Origin of the sequence: Pedobacter hiemivivus, assembly GCF_005144565.1 — a bacterium.
Classification (GTDB): Bacteria; Bacteroidota; Bacteroidia; order Sphingobacteriales; family Sphingobacteriaceae; genus Pedobacter; species Pedobacter hiemivivus.
The window spans coordinates 364,083-379,794 of record NZ_SWDX01000001.1 but is presented as its reverse complement, the minus strand read 5'-3'; the positions used below and the strand labels follow the sequence as shown (position 1 = coordinate 379,794).

7 protein-coding genes (1 of these 7 running past the window's edge) are annotated in these 15,712 nt (G+C 49.0%); 1 reads left to right on the top strand and 6 read right to left on the bottom strand.

Annotated features, from left to right (window positions below):
* Positions 1-59 precede the first annotated feature (59 nt).
* From FBD94_RS01365 to FBD94_RS01355, 3 genes are all read right to left on the bottom strand, one after another.
* On the bottom strand, positions 60-1,082 hold the full coding sequence (locus tag FBD94_RS01365) for a GntR family transcriptional regulator (RefSeq protein WP_136878826.1): 1,023 nt from the start codon (positions 1,080-1,082) through the stop codon (positions 60-62).
* 118 nt (positions 1,083-1,200) lie between these two features.
* Positions 1,201-2,436, bottom strand: a complete 1,236-nt coding sequence (locus FBD94_RS01360) for a winged helix-turn-helix domain-containing protein (protein ID WP_205945822.1) — start codon at positions 2,434-2,436, stop codon at positions 1,201-1,203.
* A gap of 73 nt (positions 2,437-2,509) precedes the next feature.
* Complete coding sequence (locus FBD94_RS01355; protein ID WP_136878825.1) at positions 2,510-2,908, bottom strand: cupin domain-containing protein; 399 nt, start codon at positions 2,906-2,908, stop codon at positions 2,510-2,512.
* Between the two features lie 37 nt (positions 2,909-2,945).
* On the opposite strand from FBD94_RS01355, the gene FBD94_RS01350 reads away from it, so the two are divergent.
* Complete coding sequence (locus tag FBD94_RS01350; protein ID WP_317131560.1) at positions 2,946-4,010, top strand: helix-turn-helix domain-containing protein; 1,065 nt, start codon at positions 2,946-2,948, stop codon at positions 4,008-4,010.
* A 23-nt stretch (positions 4,011-4,033) separates the two neighbouring features.
* Here FBD94_RS01350 and FBD94_RS01345 read toward each other — a convergent pair whose 3' ends face one another.
* The 3 genes in view from FBD94_RS01345 to FBD94_RS01335 are tightly spaced (at most 23 nt apart) and all read right to left on the bottom strand, a layout consistent with a single transcriptional unit that may run on beyond the window.
* Positions 4,034-6,019, bottom strand: a complete 1,986-nt coding sequence (locus FBD94_RS01345) for an OmpA family protein (RefSeq protein ID WP_136878824.1) — start codon at positions 6,017-6,019, stop codon at positions 4,034-4,036.
* Between the two features lie 10 nt (positions 6,020-6,029).
* Entirely contained in the window at positions 6,030-7,004 is a 975-nt protein-coding gene (locus tag FBD94_RS01340; protein ID WP_136878823.1) for a PorP/SprF family type IX secretion system membrane protein, read from the bottom strand.
* Between the two features lie 23 nt (positions 7,005-7,027).
* Positions 7,028-15,712, bottom strand: the end of a protein-coding gene (locus tag FBD94_RS01335) for a Calx-beta domain-containing protein (protein WP_136878822.1). It continues 21,987 nt past the right edge of the window; 8,685 of the gene's 30,672 nt are visible here — the last part of the coding sequence; the start codon falls outside the window, past its right edge; it ends in the stop codon at positions 7,028-7,030.

Sequence of the window (15,712 nt, the reverse complement as noted above, 5' to 3'; positions counted from 1 at the left end):
CCATATAAACAGATGGAAATCAATGCTATAAAAAAACCAGAAATTGATAGCGCTTAGTTTTATAAAGAATTTCTTCTGATCAGCCTATTCTTCATGATGTGTTTTATGGGTTTTCTTGACAATACAAATTCTGCAGCCATTTCACCCATTTTTTCAAAGTCAATAGAAAAAGTAGTTATTCCATCAAAAATTATTTCCTTAACATTATCATCATTATGGGAAAGTATACCCAAGTCTTTCCCAGGTTTCAATCCTTTAAGTTTGGAATCCTTAAGAATTTCCCATAATTCCAGGTTATGAATTGTAAAGTATACCTTATTTTGTTCTATACTACCAGATTCATATTTGTTCTTTATGATGCCGTTAACCTTATAATCCTTAATAAAACGTTGAAACGAATCCAGTACATCGTTTGGTTCTGCTGATTGTTGTTTAAAAAAGAAAACAAACTGGTCAAACTCTTTAATACGGTCTGCAAGCTCCACAAAGGCGTTATAGGATGATTGTTTAAATTCCTGTACAATATAGGAATGCTCTTCATTTAGGTCTAATTTCCGATCAACAATCAACAGTTTATTCATAGGAAATTGTTCTACCAAAGGTATTGCTTCAGGAACATCAATCGGAGCGATAACATACATACCGTATTTACCTTTAATGTTATTTATAGTACTCTCAAATACCGAAAAATTATTATGGTGAAAAAAAATATCCAGCTGAATGTTTTCCCCTATTTTGTTTCTGAAACTCTGATAAAATGTCTCCTGAAAGGTATCAAATGCATATAACAGCAGGCATACCCTTAAATGCTGTTCGGTATCCTCTGTAGCTACAAAATATCCCTTTCTATTTTTAGATTCGATGATCCCCCTGTTTACAAGTTCCTTATAAGCCCTTGAGATTGTTTCACGCGCAAAACCAATTTCCTTTATCATCTGGTTTACAGATGGCAATATGTCACCCCTCACTAGTATCTTTTGATTCAATGCATTGATGATCCCTTGAACCAGTTGTTCATGTTTCGAAAATGTGGATACATCTTCTAAAACCTTAATTTCATTAAATAATTGAGATAGCTTCATGGAGAAAATGAGATAAACAGCAAAGATGAATGTTGGCCGTTAATAATTATTCTGCGGTGAATATATAAAAGTTTTTACATTTTTAAGGTTTCACTAATTTCTTTACCGCTATTTTGGGTCAGGAAAAACTTCTGCTGATCGCTTCCAGATAGGTTTCATTATTGGATCGCTTAAGAATAATATACTGACATTGGTTAAATTGGACAAATGCCTTTAAGGCCTTAATAAACTTTTCAATAATGATTTCCTCAAGATCAATGGGTTCAAAATGAATGTTATTGACAATCAGTACTTTTTGTTTGCGGTCGGCTTTGGCGTCCATCCTTGCGATAAAAGTTTCCCCTGCGAGTACAGGTAATGAAAAATAACCATACAGGCGTTTCGGAGCGGGCACAAAGCATTCGATCTGGTAATCAAAATTGAAGAAGTCCTTTAAACGATGACGGAAGACGTTAAGGATATCGAAGGGTGAAAGAATAAAGACTTCATTGGATAATTTAATGTTAATTTCCTGATTGGGGAGCATATAGAATGGACCTTTAAGACCGTCGACCGTTACCATTTTAACTTTGCCTGTCTGAGCCATTTTTTCCAGCTCCTTTTTAACGAGGTTGCCTTTCACCCGGCGGGCGCGCCAAGCCATTTCTTTAACGGAAGCCATACCCAAGGCAGCTAAGGTACGACAGATGACGAAACATGCGTATTCCTCATCTGTAGGCATGGTTAAGTCTGTTTCCTGCGGCACTAAGTTGAGCGGCATATCGTAGACTTTCTGAAAAGCTTTAGTGCGACTAATCATCAGGTTTCCATTTAGGTAAAGCCTTTCGAGCGCCACCTTGGCGGGTCGCCAATCCCACCAGCCTGAACTCGCTTCCAATCGGTCGTTATCAAAATCCCCAACCATTAGTGGCCCTTCACGTTCCACCCGATCCAGAATCTGCTTCATTAAATTGGTTTCCGGTTTAGTAAGCAGCTTACCTTGCGTTTCAAAAGCTTTTTTTACAGGTAGTGAAAAGCGAAAATCGCACATAGGAAGATATCCTGCATCCGAACTGAAGTACTCATAAATGCGGCCATCTTCGCAAAGGTTGGCCAGCCATTCCGTTTGATAGTCCGGTACTCGCGCAAAAATGACATGGTGATGGGCACGCTCCACGACGTAATTCGTATCCAGCTGCAGAAAACCCAAACGGTCAATCACTCGGTAAACAGCCTCAATTCCCGTCCCAAACTGTGTTTTCCGGGCGAGTCCAGCGGCCTCAAGGATGATCTTCCGTGCTTGCTGTTTCGTAATACTCTCCCACTCTATGGCTTCGCCATGAATTAAATCTTCTTTGTTAAATGGTAGCGACATTAAAACAAAAATACCCAGAATTAAGCAGATTAACCAAAGAATTACCTTCGACTAAACTCAGAGGGAAGCCATATCAATTATTATATTGTTCATTTGTCACTGCTTCCATCCAATTCACTAATCCCTTATCTGTGTTGATGTTAATCACAAGATGTTCCATTGGTGCCTCTGGTGATGCGCCATGCCAGTGTTTGATGCCGGGAAGGATATTGATTACACCACCTGCTCCAATCTTTTGTACTGGCTTACCCTCTTCCTGATAATAACAAGTACCTTCCTTTACCATCAATATCTGATTGGATGGATGCGTATGCCAGTTATTGCGACAACCTTCTTCAAAAGCAAGATAGCTGATGTTGCAGTTGGTAACTGAATCAGCTTCCACAAGTGTTCTTACAAACGCTTTTCCAGTGAAATATTCCGCAGGCGCGGGTTTAAAACCTTCAGTTTCTATTTCTAATTTTTTCTCCATGTCTTTTTAATTTTTATTTGCCGACCCTCTTTTGTAAATGCTCAGGATAACGAGCACCTTGTATCCAAGCACAAAGGTCAGGCCTATTTTGCAGGAGATTGTTATATCAATTACTGGAATCCGTACCATTATTACTGATTGGGATATCCGGGCAATACAAACCATTATGGATGTAGTATCTTTGAAGAAGATAAAGGAAAACGAAATGGAAAATGTGCTAATGATCAATTCGGTGGGGCAATTCAGTGCTTTAAATAACAATGAAACCTTGCACCCCTTGGTAAACATTGTTGATCTTTCGAAGGCTGGTAAAAAATTGAACCAAAAGTACAATTACGGTTTTTATGGTGTGTTTTTGAAGGAAGTCAAATGCGGTGACCTACAATACGGTTGTAACTATTACGATTATGAGGAAGGCACTTTGGTGTTTATCGGACCTGGACAGGTCATCGGTACAGAAAACAATGGTGAACTTTACCAACCAAAGGGTTATGCATTAGTATTTCATCCAGATCTGCTCAGGGGTACTTCACTTGGCAGACACATGGCTGATTATAATTTCTTTTCTTATGAAGTGCATGAGGCGCTTCACTTATCAGAAAGTGAGCGCAAGCTTATTTTCGACTGCTGTACTAAAATCAGGTATGAACTAGAACGCGGTATCGACAAGCATAGTAAGACATTAATCGTGAGCAACATTGAACTGTTGCTCAACTATTGCGTACGTTTTTATGAGCGACAGTTCATTACACGCGAGAATGTCAATAAAGGTATTCTGCAAAAGTTCGAGGAATTGCTGAATGATTATTTTAGCTCGGATAAGCCAAAAGAGATCGGTTTGCCCGCTGTGGCCTACTGTGCCGATCAGTTAAATTTATCGGCAAATTATTTCGGCGATCTCATTAAGAAAGAAACCGGCAAATCTGCGCAGGAATACATCCAATTGAAAACTATGGATATTGCGAAAGAAAAGATTTTTGATATTTCTAAGTCCGTAGGCGAAATCGCTTATGAGTTAGGTTTTAAATATCCGCAGCATTTCAGTCGATCATTTAAACAGCATGTAGGATATACTCCCAATGAGTATAGAAACTTGAATTAGAGGGAGTGATTGTTTCCATCATATTATTGCTCCACAATAGTGAATTCTGTTCTTCTGTTTAACTGATGCTCCGCTTCTGTACAGGCTACGCCTACACTGCATTTGTTCAGCAGCCTGCTTTGTCCATAACCTATGGCCTTTAAACGGTGTGGCTCGATGCCCCGGCCTTTAAGGTAATTCACCACAGATTCAGCCCTGCGCTGGGACAGCTTCCTATTGTAGGCTACCCCGCCCCTGGAATCGGTGTGGGAACCCAATTCTATCCATAAGGTTGGATTGCTCTTGAGCACCTGCACCAGCTTATCCAGCTCGGCATAAGCATCCGGACGGATCGTCCACTTGTCAAAGTCATATAGGATATTGTTGATTCTCACTTCTCTGTTCAGCTCAATCGGCTCCAGCAGCAGGTCTCTCCTCAGGGTCGTGTTTGCTGCCAGACCCTTTGTATCCACAGCCTCAGCAGAGACCATACGGAAGTTTGTCTTTTCGGCAGTAATATCATAGACCGAGGCGCTGTCCAAAATAAAGCCGTAACGGCCCTGGGCATCGGTTTGCGTTCTGAGCCTGGTAGCTGTTGCTTTATCGGTAAGGGTGACAATGGCGTCCCTTAACACGGCCTGGGTGGCCTTGCTGCGCACATAGCCCTCCAGCTGCAACTGCATCTTTTTATGGAGCACGAAGGAATAAATGTCATCGCTCCCCTTTCCCCCTTCACGGTCGGAGGACAAATAGCCCTGGCCGGGCGCTTTGAAGTTAAAGGCCAGATCATCCTGGGGCGAGTTCAGCGGATAGCCCATGTTCAAGACCTCGCTGGTCCTTCCATCCTGTACCCGGACCCTGTAAATGTCAAGCCCACCCATACCCATCAGGCCGTCTGATGAAAAGTAAAGCTGACCGTCCTGGCCAATGACCGGTGTACGCTCATTGCCACTGGTGTTCACCGATGGGCCAAGGTTTACCGCATCTGTCCATCTGCCCGCTGCCCGCTGGCAAACGTAGATATCCATGCCCCCAAATCCGCCCGGCTTGTCCGATACGAAATACAGCTGGCTGCCATCCCTGCTTAGGTAAGGGTCGCCTACCGACCACTGGGTAATGTTGTTGTAGCGAAAGGCAGTACCCGGTTGCCACTGCCCATCTACCAGACGGCTGGAATAGAGTTCTGTATTCAGCGAAATGGTACCGCTGCCTTTCTGCTTTTTGCGTTCCTGCTTATTCAGCTCCCGGGTAATGGTATAGAACAATTCTGTTCCATCGCTACTGATGCTGGCCGGGCCCACATGCAGCTCATTGCCGGCAGCCAGGGGAAAGGCTTGTACGCTATCTCCAATGCTCTGGTATAAGCGCAGGTAGGGGTTGCCTGTCCTGCCATATTTTTTGGAATCGATAAAATCACGGTTGTCAAACTTCAAAAAAGCATTGTCTTTTTTTACTTTCTGGTCCCCTGCCCGGTCCGAGGTGAACAGCAGCCCATCCTTGTAAAAGGATGCCCCCCAGTCGGAATGGTCCGTATTTATCCCCCCTTCATTCTTAAGCGATACTAGTTTAGGGTCTTTCATCCACAGCAATGCAGAATCGCAGGAAGAAATCCATACGGCAAGCTCATCCCGGCTTACTTTACTGTCCAGAGCTGCAAAGCGAAGGTACTGCGCTCTGGCTTCAGTATATTTCGAGTTGTTACGCAAAGCCTGGGCATAGTAAAAAACATTCAGGGTCTGAGGCTCTGCCATCCCGGCAAGCTTGGCATACCAGCTCTCGGCCTGTTTATAGTTGCGCAGTTCCCGGTAGCTATCGGCCAGCTGCTGTGTGGAATGGGTACTCTTCTTTTGCTTATAAGCCTGGTTATACAGCTCCACCGCCTGGCTGTAATTGCCCGCACGGTATTGCTGATCCGCTTCATTCAGTACATACTGACCTTTAACACCCTGGCAGGCCAGGCTCAGTAGGCTGGTGATCAACACTATTTGAAATGTCTTGCTGCTCATTTTTCGCGTAATTGAACGTTTCATCTTCTTTAAATTAAAAATACCTTGGACTCGTCATACGTACATTTCTGGACTTCAGGTAAAAGCCCAAGGAGATCTCATGGGAGCCCCCGCTATAAGTCCTTAAGCTGGACAAGGAATAATCATAGGCATAGCCAATCCGCCAGCGCTCGCTGGCAAAAACCTCCACCAGCCCTACCATTGAATTGGTTTTCTGCAGGCTCTTGTTCAGGTAGTCCTTACTGTACAGACTCACCGAGGTCCGGTAGGACACCCCCAGCCATAAGCGCTCATTGAGCAGCATGAATGCATTCACATCCAGATTGGTCGGTCCACCCCGGTCGTCCTTTAACAAGAACGAAGGCTTTAGCTGCACATCCTGAGAAAGTGGGATCAACGCGCCCGCGGTCAGGTAATAGTGGGGCCTGGGAACAGGAACCAGCAAATTACGGCCCTCGTTTGTGTCAAAGTACCGCGCCACCAGGTTATCCACAGAAAAGCCGGCATACACCCGGTTATTGGAATAATACACCCCTGCCCTGGCATCCGGCAGCACTGTGCTCTGCATCCCGGCAGGGATATAGGCATCATCTACCTCACCCGGCTCCAGCAGGGAGCCGTCCAGGCCCAGCTGCATCAGCCCGGCCCCGATCCCGAAGGCCAGCCGCGAGGACTCATCCCCGCTCATCTTGATCCGGTAGGCATAGTTCACATAGCCCGAAAGGGTGCTCTGCGCACCTACCCGGTCATTGGCAATCTGCAGGGCAAGCCCCACCTTGCGGTTGTTGGCAATGGCATCAACAGCCACCGACATAGTCACCGGAGCCCTTTTGATGCCCGTCCACTGCGAGCGGTAAAAGCTATGCACATTCAGCTCTTCCTTATAGCCCGCATAGGCCGGGTTGATATAAATACCATTAAACATGTACTGGCTGAACTGTGCATCCTGCTGGGCCTTGCCCGCAAGGCCCGCAAGCATCAATACCGATATCACAAATGTTCTTTTCATATTTCTAATATTATCTGCCTTCGCTATTTATTCCTTAAAAGGGTGATGTACCCTTTGTATATTTCCCACTGGCCCGACTCCCGTTTCACTTTCAGCAGATAGAAGTAAGTCCCTTCATTCAGCCCGGTAGCCGCCCAGTCATTTTTGTAGCCTTTGCGCTCGAATACCGTATTGCCCCATCTGTTCACGATCGTCAGCTCATTATCCGGATACAGATCCAGGCTTTTGATCACAAAGGTTTCGTTTTTATTGTCACCGTTTGGCGTGAACACATTCGGTACGACTAACGGAATGAGTTTCAGGGTAAGCGGTGTGACCGAGGCCGCATCTGGGATCCCGTCCCCATCCATATCCGGGTTTGTGCCGTTCGATGAACTGGCTGTCATCACCCGCCCGTTTGCATTCGCCGTAGCGGTCACCTGGTTATTGAAAGGACCGAAGAACCTGTTCGGTTTGATCCTTACGCTGAAGGTGATCGTTGCCTGCCTGCCTATGCCAATTGAAGATCCGGCTGCCAACAGGTTATTAGAATTTACTCCGTCATAACCGTTGTTAGCGATCAACTGGCCGCTAGCGGCTACGCTTCCCTCCACATTAAACTGTACCGGAGCAGGGAATACTGCTCTCAGGTCGTCAGGTATCTGGACATTGGTCAGTGGTACATCGCCCATATTAGCCAGCTTCATGGTATAGGTCACCAGGTAACTGCCGTCATTCTGATAAACCGCCTCTGATGCTGACATAGAGATTCCAAATAAAGGATTGTTGGCCACAGGGATCACTGTTCCTGACTGGATATTACATCCTGCAACTGCAGGGTCGCATCCGCCTGTTGGTTTGGTAGTTGTGCCATCGCTTACGCTTGCTGTATTGGTAATGCCGCTCACCCCGGTCAGGTCTGTATCGACCTTCACCTTAAAGGTAAAGCTGGAGGTTGCCCCCGCGGCAAGACCTGCAATGCTGAAATTAACTGTTGTGCCGCTCAGCGTGCCTCCGCTTACATAGCTGGTATGGGCAGGAACAGGATCGATGATGCTGATGTTTGGAATAGGGACTGTGCCGGTGTTCCTTACATAGATCGTATAGGTCAGTTCCTCTCCGCCATGCAGCAGGCTTGCACCGTTTGACGCAACTACTGTTTTCCAGGTCACAAACTGGCCTACATCATTATCGGCGATGTTCAGTGTTGCGGTTCCTGCTGTACCGCTGGCGGTAAAGGCAAGGCTACCAGCAGTGCCTCCGGTTAAGGTAAGGACTACTGTTTCATTGCCTTCGATCAACTGATCATCACTTACCGTTACCGGTACGGTGACGCTGCTGAAGCCGGCTGGAATGGTAACTGTGCCGGCAAGGGCCATATAGTCTGATCCGCTGGTTGCCGTACCTTCTACCGTGTAGGTAACACTAATGTTCGCTGCTGCTGTGATACCTGCAGGCAGACTGATGGCAAAGCCACCACCAATAGACGGTTCCGCGCCATCTGCTGTTTTAATCACACTCAGCACATTGCTTGCTGCTGAGTTCTCATCGTCTGTGATGTTCACCGTGGCATTGCCTGCTGTACCGCTGGCGGTAAAGGCAATGCTGGTTGAACTGCCACCTGTTAAGGTCAGGATCACCGTCTCGGTGCCCTCAATGATCTTGTCATCCGTAACATTAACTGGCACGCTTACGCTATTTTGCCCGGCTGAGATGGTAACGGTGCCGGTAAGGGCAGCGTAATCCGATCCGCCAGTGGCTGTACCAGTGATGATATAGCTTACCGTAACGGCTTCCGCGGCAGTGGTGCCTGATGGCAGGCTGATGGTAAATGCGCCATTCGCACCCAACTCAGCGCCATCCGCAGCATTCAATACTGTCAGTGTTTTAACTGCTGCTGTATTTTCATCATCGGTAATGTTCACCGTGCCACTGCCAGCAGTGCTGCTTACCGTAAAGGCGAAGCTGGTAGCGCTGCCACCTGTTAACGTCATCATCACTGTCTCCGTGCCCTCGATGATCTGGTCATCGCTCACCTTAACAGGTACAGTGACACTGTTCGCTCCCGCAGGAATCACCACAGAGTTTGTAAGGGCAGTATAATCTGCACCGCTGGTTGCCGTACCAGTAATGGTATAATTCACCGTGATGGCCTCTGTTGCAGTCACTCCGGTAGGCAGGCCGATGGTAAATGCACCAGCAGTGCCTGGTTCGGCTGCATCGGTTGTACCGGCAATGCGAAGCTGATTATTGCCCGCATCATTGTCAGTGATCATTACCGTAGCCTTATCATTCCCTGCACTTAGGGTAAAGCTGCCCAACACAGCTGAGGTTCCTGCGCTAAGCGTCACCATTACAGTTTCAGGACTTTCCATCACCTGATCGTCCATTACCGTTACCGGCAGTGCAGCACTGTTCTGGCCTGCCAGAATGGTTACCGTGCCCGTTAATGGGGTATAATCCGATCCGCTAGTAGCGGTGCCTGCTACAGTGTAGTTTACGGTAATATCAGCGGTCGCAGTAAGGCCCGAAGGCAGGCTGATGCGGAGGGCGCCATTAGTGCCCGGCTCTGCCGCATCCGTTGTCCTTGCAATGCTGAGCGTCTTGCCTACAGCTGTATTTTCGTTATCTGTAATGTTCAAGTTGGCATTAGCGTTACTGGTGCTGGCCGTATAGACAAAGCTACCAGCGTTGCCACCGGTCAGGGCCAACATCACCGTTTCCGTGCCTTCGATCAGCTGATCATCGCTTACCGTTATAGGAACCGACACGCTGTTCTGACCGGCCAGGATCACTGCCTGGGTAGTAAGATTGCTGTAATCGGCACCAGCAGTGGCTGTACCCGCTATAGTATAGTTTACCGTAATGTCCTTCGCGGCCGTTATGCCCAGCGGCAGACTGATGCGGAACTCCCCGTTTGCAGTCGGTTCAGCGGCATTAGGGATGCTTGCCTTGATGGCAAGCACCTGGTTGATGGTTGTTGCATCGTCATCTGTGATCAGTACCGTAGCAGCATTGGCCGTTGCGGCACTGAAGCCCCCTGCATCCGAAACAGAAGCATTCGGATCAATCGTGAGTACAACAGTCTCATCATCTTCAATGATCTTATCGTCCTTCACCTTCACCTCCACAATCACGCGGCTGCTTCCCGCAGGCAAAATAATGCCTGTACCAAGAGCGGTGTAATCTGCACCCGAGAGTGCCGTGCCGCTACTTGCATAAACTACGTTGATGTCTTTCGCGGTAGTATACCGTATGCCAGGAACTGCCTCAGGCAAACGGATCTCAAAGTGCCCGTTAGCTGCAGGTTCTGCTGCATCATCCAGCCTGATCACTTCAAGCGTGCGGCTGGCCGAGGTATTGTCGTCATCTGCAATGTCCATCATCGCGGTATGATTGGTAGGATCTGCCGGGAAATAAACATCGGCATTCCCGTTATTTTTGCCGTTACCACCCAGCACCTGCAGGCTGATGGTTTCGGTCGCTTCTATGATATAGTCGTCTGTGACGCTCACCGCTATTTCTGCGTTGTTGGCGCCTGCAGGTATCACAGCCGTTCCAACGGTGTAATCCAGTCCTGCTGTAGCCGAACCCGAGAGGTTATACATCACAGTAATGTCCCTGGCGGCAGTGATGCCCCCAGGCAGACTGATGCGGAACTTACCGCCTGTGACAGGCTCTGCCCCATGGCTCAGCCAGGTTACCGAAATCGGGTTGTCTGCGGCCGCATTTACATCCACAATGTTCACCGTGGCGCTGCTGTATGCCGGATCAAGCGTAAATGGCACGACCGAGGTAACCCCGGTCAGGGTCATCACAGCACCTTCGGTTCCTTCAATGGTACCGTCATTATAAGCTTCCACATCCACCAGAATCTCATTGGATCCGGCAGGAATGGTCAGCGTGTTACCGCCAAGTACACCGCCAGGCACTTGCAATAGCTGGTAATCGGTCATGCTGCTGCGTATTGCTCCCCCGCTCATGTTAAAGGACACTGTTACATCCTGGGCGCTGGTATAGCCCGCCGGCAAGGCCAGGCGGAAACGTCCATGCACCGAGCCTTCAACCGCGTCAGAGACTTTGGTTAGCAAGACCACCCTTGCACCTGTGCCCGCGTCATCGTCCATGATAGGTACGGTAGCCCTGCTGGCTGCTCCGGCTGTGTAGCTAAACTGACCATCACCGCCCCCGCTGATATCCATAATCACCGTTTCTGTCGCTTCTATGATCTGGTCGTCCAGCACATTTACCGGAACGGTTACACTTTGTTGGTAAGCAGGGATGGTTACTGCTGCGCCGATGGCGCTGTAATCTGCACCCGCCACTGCTGTGCCGGTGTTGTTGATCGCGAAATTCAGGGTTATTGGCCTTGCCGAGGTAATACCTGCAGGGAGGCTGATCTCAAACGCTCCGCTGGTTACAGGTTCTGCACCATCTTTCTTTTTAACGATGCTCAGCTGCAGGTTGGCAGAAGTGTTATCGTTGTCTGCAATGGTTACTGTAGCTGGTGTTCCTACTGCAGTAAGGTTGTAGGCTGCTCCCCCTACGGTAACTGCACCATTACTGATGGTCAGCATCACCGTGCGGTTGCCGTCGATGATCATATTATTGATCACGCTCAGCGGTAAGCTCACGCTGCGGGTATTGGCAGGGATGGTTACCGTGCCGCTCATCTGCACATAATCTTTATCCATCACCGTAAGGTCTGCGCCAGGCTGGGCAGTACCGCCCAGGATATAGCTGACCGTAACAGGGAATGCTATAGTAACCCCCGCAGGCAGACTGATCGTAAACTCACCATTCACTGGTCCTGTTTCATGGGCATTGGCAATTGTGGCTGTAGCTTCCAGTTGCAGGTTTGCCGCAATAAGGTCGTCGTCTGCAATATTCACCGTGGCCGCGCTGCCCGATGGGGTGTAAACATCCCCGCCGGCGCCGGCAGAACCGGCCAGCGTTAGGGTCACCGTTTCCGTGCCTTCCAGTATTTTGTCGTCTTTCACATTTACCGGTACAAACACACTACTGCTTCCTGCAGGCAAGATGATGCCGGTGCCTGTTGATCCGTAATCTGTATCAGATGTAGCAGTTCCGCTGGCGGCAAATACTACATTGATGTTTTCAGATACGGTATACCGTGTACCCGGTACCGCTTCCGGCAGCCTGATCTCGAACTGGCCATTGCTGGCTGGTTCTGTGGCATCGGATGCTTTCACTACTTCCAGGATGCGGTTGGCGGCTGTGTTATCGTTATCTGTAATATTGACCATGGCGGTATGATTGGTGCTATGGGCAGGGAACAACAGATTGTTACCGTTAATGTCCTGCCCGTTTCCACCCAGTATGGTCATCGTCACCGTTTCGGTGCTTTCAAGGACATAATCGTCCTTCACCGTTACCGCTGCATCTGCGCCATTGGCACCCGCAGGTATAACCACTGTTGCGGTGCTAAAGTCTGCACCCGCCAGCGCAGTGCCGCTAAGTACATAAGATACCGTGATTGCTCCGGCAGATGTGATACCTGTTGGCAGGTTTATCCTGAACTTACCGTTGGTGGCAGGCTCTGCTGCGTCCGTCACTTTTGTGATAGAGAGCTGGCCGCTGGCCGCTGCGTTCACATCTACAATGTTCAAACTGGCTGATGCCTGCGCCGGATCTATGGTGAATGGCAATGTGGAAGTGATGCTATTGAGCGTGAGCAAAACCTGCTCCTGCCCTTCTATCACCCCGTCATTTACTGCATCCACCTGGATCAGCACTTCATTGGCGCCAGCCGGGATAGTAATGGAATTGCCGCTGATCACAGCACCGCCCGGTACCGTGATGAGCTGATAATCACCACTGCGTGTTGCATTGCCGCTCAGTGAGAAGGACAGCGTAATGTCCTGCGATGAGCTCATGCCCGGTTGCAGGGCAATGCGGTATTGACCCTTCGTCCCGCCTTCTACAGCGTCAGACACCTTGATGAGCTGTACGGCTCCCGTGACTGGACTGAGGTCATTATCTGTAATCTTAACGGTGGCCTGAGCGATGGCTGCAGTAAAGCTGATGGCGGTTGTGCCATTCGCTTCAAGCCCTGTACCACCTGTAATGTTCATCACCACAGTTTCGCTCAGTTCAATGATCTGGTCATCCAGCACACTTACCGGTACGCTTACACTGCCCTGGCCGGCCAGGATGATCACCGTGCCGCTAATAGCCTGGTAATCTATGCCTGAAGCCGCAGTGCTGCCAGCATCAATATTATAGTTTACTGTGATATCATTCAGCGCTGTGAGCCCGTCAGGCAGCTTGACAGTGAAAGAACCAGGGTTAGCAGGTTCAAGCCCATCGGCTGTTTTAAGGATGCTCAGTACATTACTTGCTGTTGAGTTCTCATCGTCGGTGATGTTCACCGTGCCGCTGCCAACAGTGCTGCTGGCCGTAAAGGCGAAGCTGGTTGAACTGCCACTATTCAGGGTCAGGATCACCGTTTCAGTGCCCTCAATGATCTGGTCATCGCTTACCGTAACAGGCACGCTTGCGCTGCCAGAACCAGCTAGAATGGTAACGGTGCCCGTAAGGGTAGCGTAATCCGATCCACTCGTAGCTGTACCTGTAATGGTATAGTTTACCGTGATGTTCTCTTTTGTAGTGATACCGGTCGGCAGACTAATGCTGAAGGTACCATTAGTGCCCGGCTCAGCACCGTTTGTTGTACCTGAAATACTTAGTACATTGCTTGCTGCTGTATTTTCATCATCGGTAATGTTCACCGTGCCGCTGCCAACAGTGCTGCTTACCGTAAAGGCGAAGCTGGTAGCGCTGCCACCTGTTAGCGTCATCATCACTGTCTCTGTGCCCTCGATGATCTGGTCATCGCTCGCCTTAACAGGTACAGTGACACTGTTCGCTCCCGCAGGAATCACCACAGAGTTTGTAAGGGCAATATAATCTGCACCGCTGGTTGCCGTACCTGTGATGGTATAGCTTACCGTGATGGCCTCTGTTGCAGTAACGCCGGCAGGTAGGCCGATGGTAAAGGCACCATCCATACCCAACTCCGCACCGTCCGTCGTACCCAAAATACTTATCGTCTTGGCTGCAACGTTATCTTCATTATCGGCAATGTTTACCGTGGCAGTGCCTGCTGTACCGCTGGCGATAAAGTTAAGGCTGCCGGAAGTCCCACCAGTTAAGGTAAGCACAACAGTTTCATTGCCTTCAATCAGCTTGTCATCGTTTACCGCTACCGCTACAGTGACGTTGTTCTGGCCTGCAGGAATGGTTACCGTGCCACTCAGGGTGGCGTAATCTGTGCCAGCTGCTGCCGTGCCACTGATGGTATAATTCACTGTGATATCTGCAGATGGGATAACACCTGTAGGCAGACTGATATTAAAGGCGCCACTGGTGCCCAGTTCTGCACCGTCCGCTGTTTTTATTACGCTCAGTACCATTCTGGTTGGGTCGCTTTCATCTGTGATATTCACAGTGGCATTACCCATGCCAGTAAATGTAAAGCTGGTAGCGCTGCCACCGTTCAGCGTCAGAATCACTATTTCTGTTTGCTCAATCAGCGCATCTGTAGTGACTATAACTGGTACGGCTATACTGTGCTGGCCGGCCGGAATAGTTACACTGCCGGTAAGGGCCGTATAATCTGTCCCTGCCGTTGCCGTACCTGCTACGGTATAATTCACCGTGATATCCTCTGATGAAACGATAGTTCCAGGCAGGCTGATGGTAAACTCGCCATTGGTAGACGGTTCTGCACCATCGGCTGTTTTGGTTGCCGTCAGCACAAGGTTAGCCGAGATGTTGTCGTTGTCGTTAATATTTACTGTGGCATTACCCGTACCTGTGAAGGCAAAGCTGGTGGATGTTCCGCCGACCAGGGTCATAATCACTGTTTCTGTTTGCTCAATGATCTGGTCATCGCTTACCGTTACAGGAACCGACACGCTGTTCTGACCCGCAGGGATAGTTACACTGCCTGTAAGGGCGGTGTAATCAGCACCACTGCTAGCTGTACCACTAATTGTGTAGCTTACCGTGATAGCTTCAGACGGCAGGATGCCCGTAGGCAGGCTGATATTGAAGCTGCCGTTACTACCCAGCTCTGCACCATCTGCTGCTTTTGTAACATTCAGTACCAGGTTGGTGCCGATATTTTCTTCGTCTGTAATGTTCACAGTGGCGCCGATGCCCGGGTTGAAGCTGCCCAGGGCAGATGTTCCCGAACTAATCGACAGAATCACCGTCTCATCTCCTTCGATGATCAGGTCATCACTCACCGTTACCGGTATAGTGACGCTATTTTGCCCAGCAGGGATCACTGCTGAACCAGCAAGGGTCGTATAGTCTGTGCCACCAGTGGCCGTTCCGGTCACCGCATAATTCACTGTGATGTCCACTGCCGCAGTCAGCCCTGAAGGCAGGCGGATGCTGAAGGCACCCGGAGTGCCCGGCTCTGCACCGTCTGCGGTATTCACCGCAACCAGCGTTTTGGCTGCAGTTGTATTTTCGTCATCTGTAATGTCCATCACGGCACTGCCATTTGTACTGCTGGCCGTAAAGGCGAAGCTGGCAGAGCTGCCGCTGGTCAAGCTCAGCTCAACGGTCTCAGTGCCTTCAATGACCTGGTCGTTGATGACTGCTACAGGCAGGTTTACACCATTCTGTCCCGCCGGGATGGTTATTGTACCGGCTAACGGGTTGTAATCTATACCGCTAAGCGCTGTGCCTGCAAC

Excerpts from the sequence above, each read along its gene's own strand:
- FBD94_RS01365 (WP_136878826.1), bottom strand. The coding sequence starts at position 1,082 with ATGAAGCTATCTCAATTATTTAATGAAATTAAGGTTTTAGAAGATGTA.
- FBD94_RS01360 (WP_205945822.1), bottom strand. The coding sequence starts at position 2,436 with ATGTCGCTACCATTTAACAAAGAAGATTTAATTCATGGCGAAGCCATA.
- FBD94_RS01355 (WP_136878825.1), bottom strand. The coding sequence starts at position 2,908 with ATGGAGAAAAAATTAGAAATAGAAACTGAAGGTTTTAAACCCGCGCCT.
- FBD94_RS01350 (WP_317131560.1), top strand. The coding sequence starts at position 2,946 with ATGCTCAGGATAACGAGCACCTTGTATCCAAGCACAAAGGTCAGGCCT.
- FBD94_RS01345 (WP_136878824.1), bottom strand. The coding sequence starts at position 6,019 with ATGAAACGTTCAATTACGCGAAAAATGAGCAGCAAGACATTTCAAATA.
- FBD94_RS01340 (WP_136878823.1), bottom strand. The coding sequence starts at position 7,004 with ATGAAAAGAACATTTGTGATATCGGTATTGATGCTTGCGGGCCTTGCG.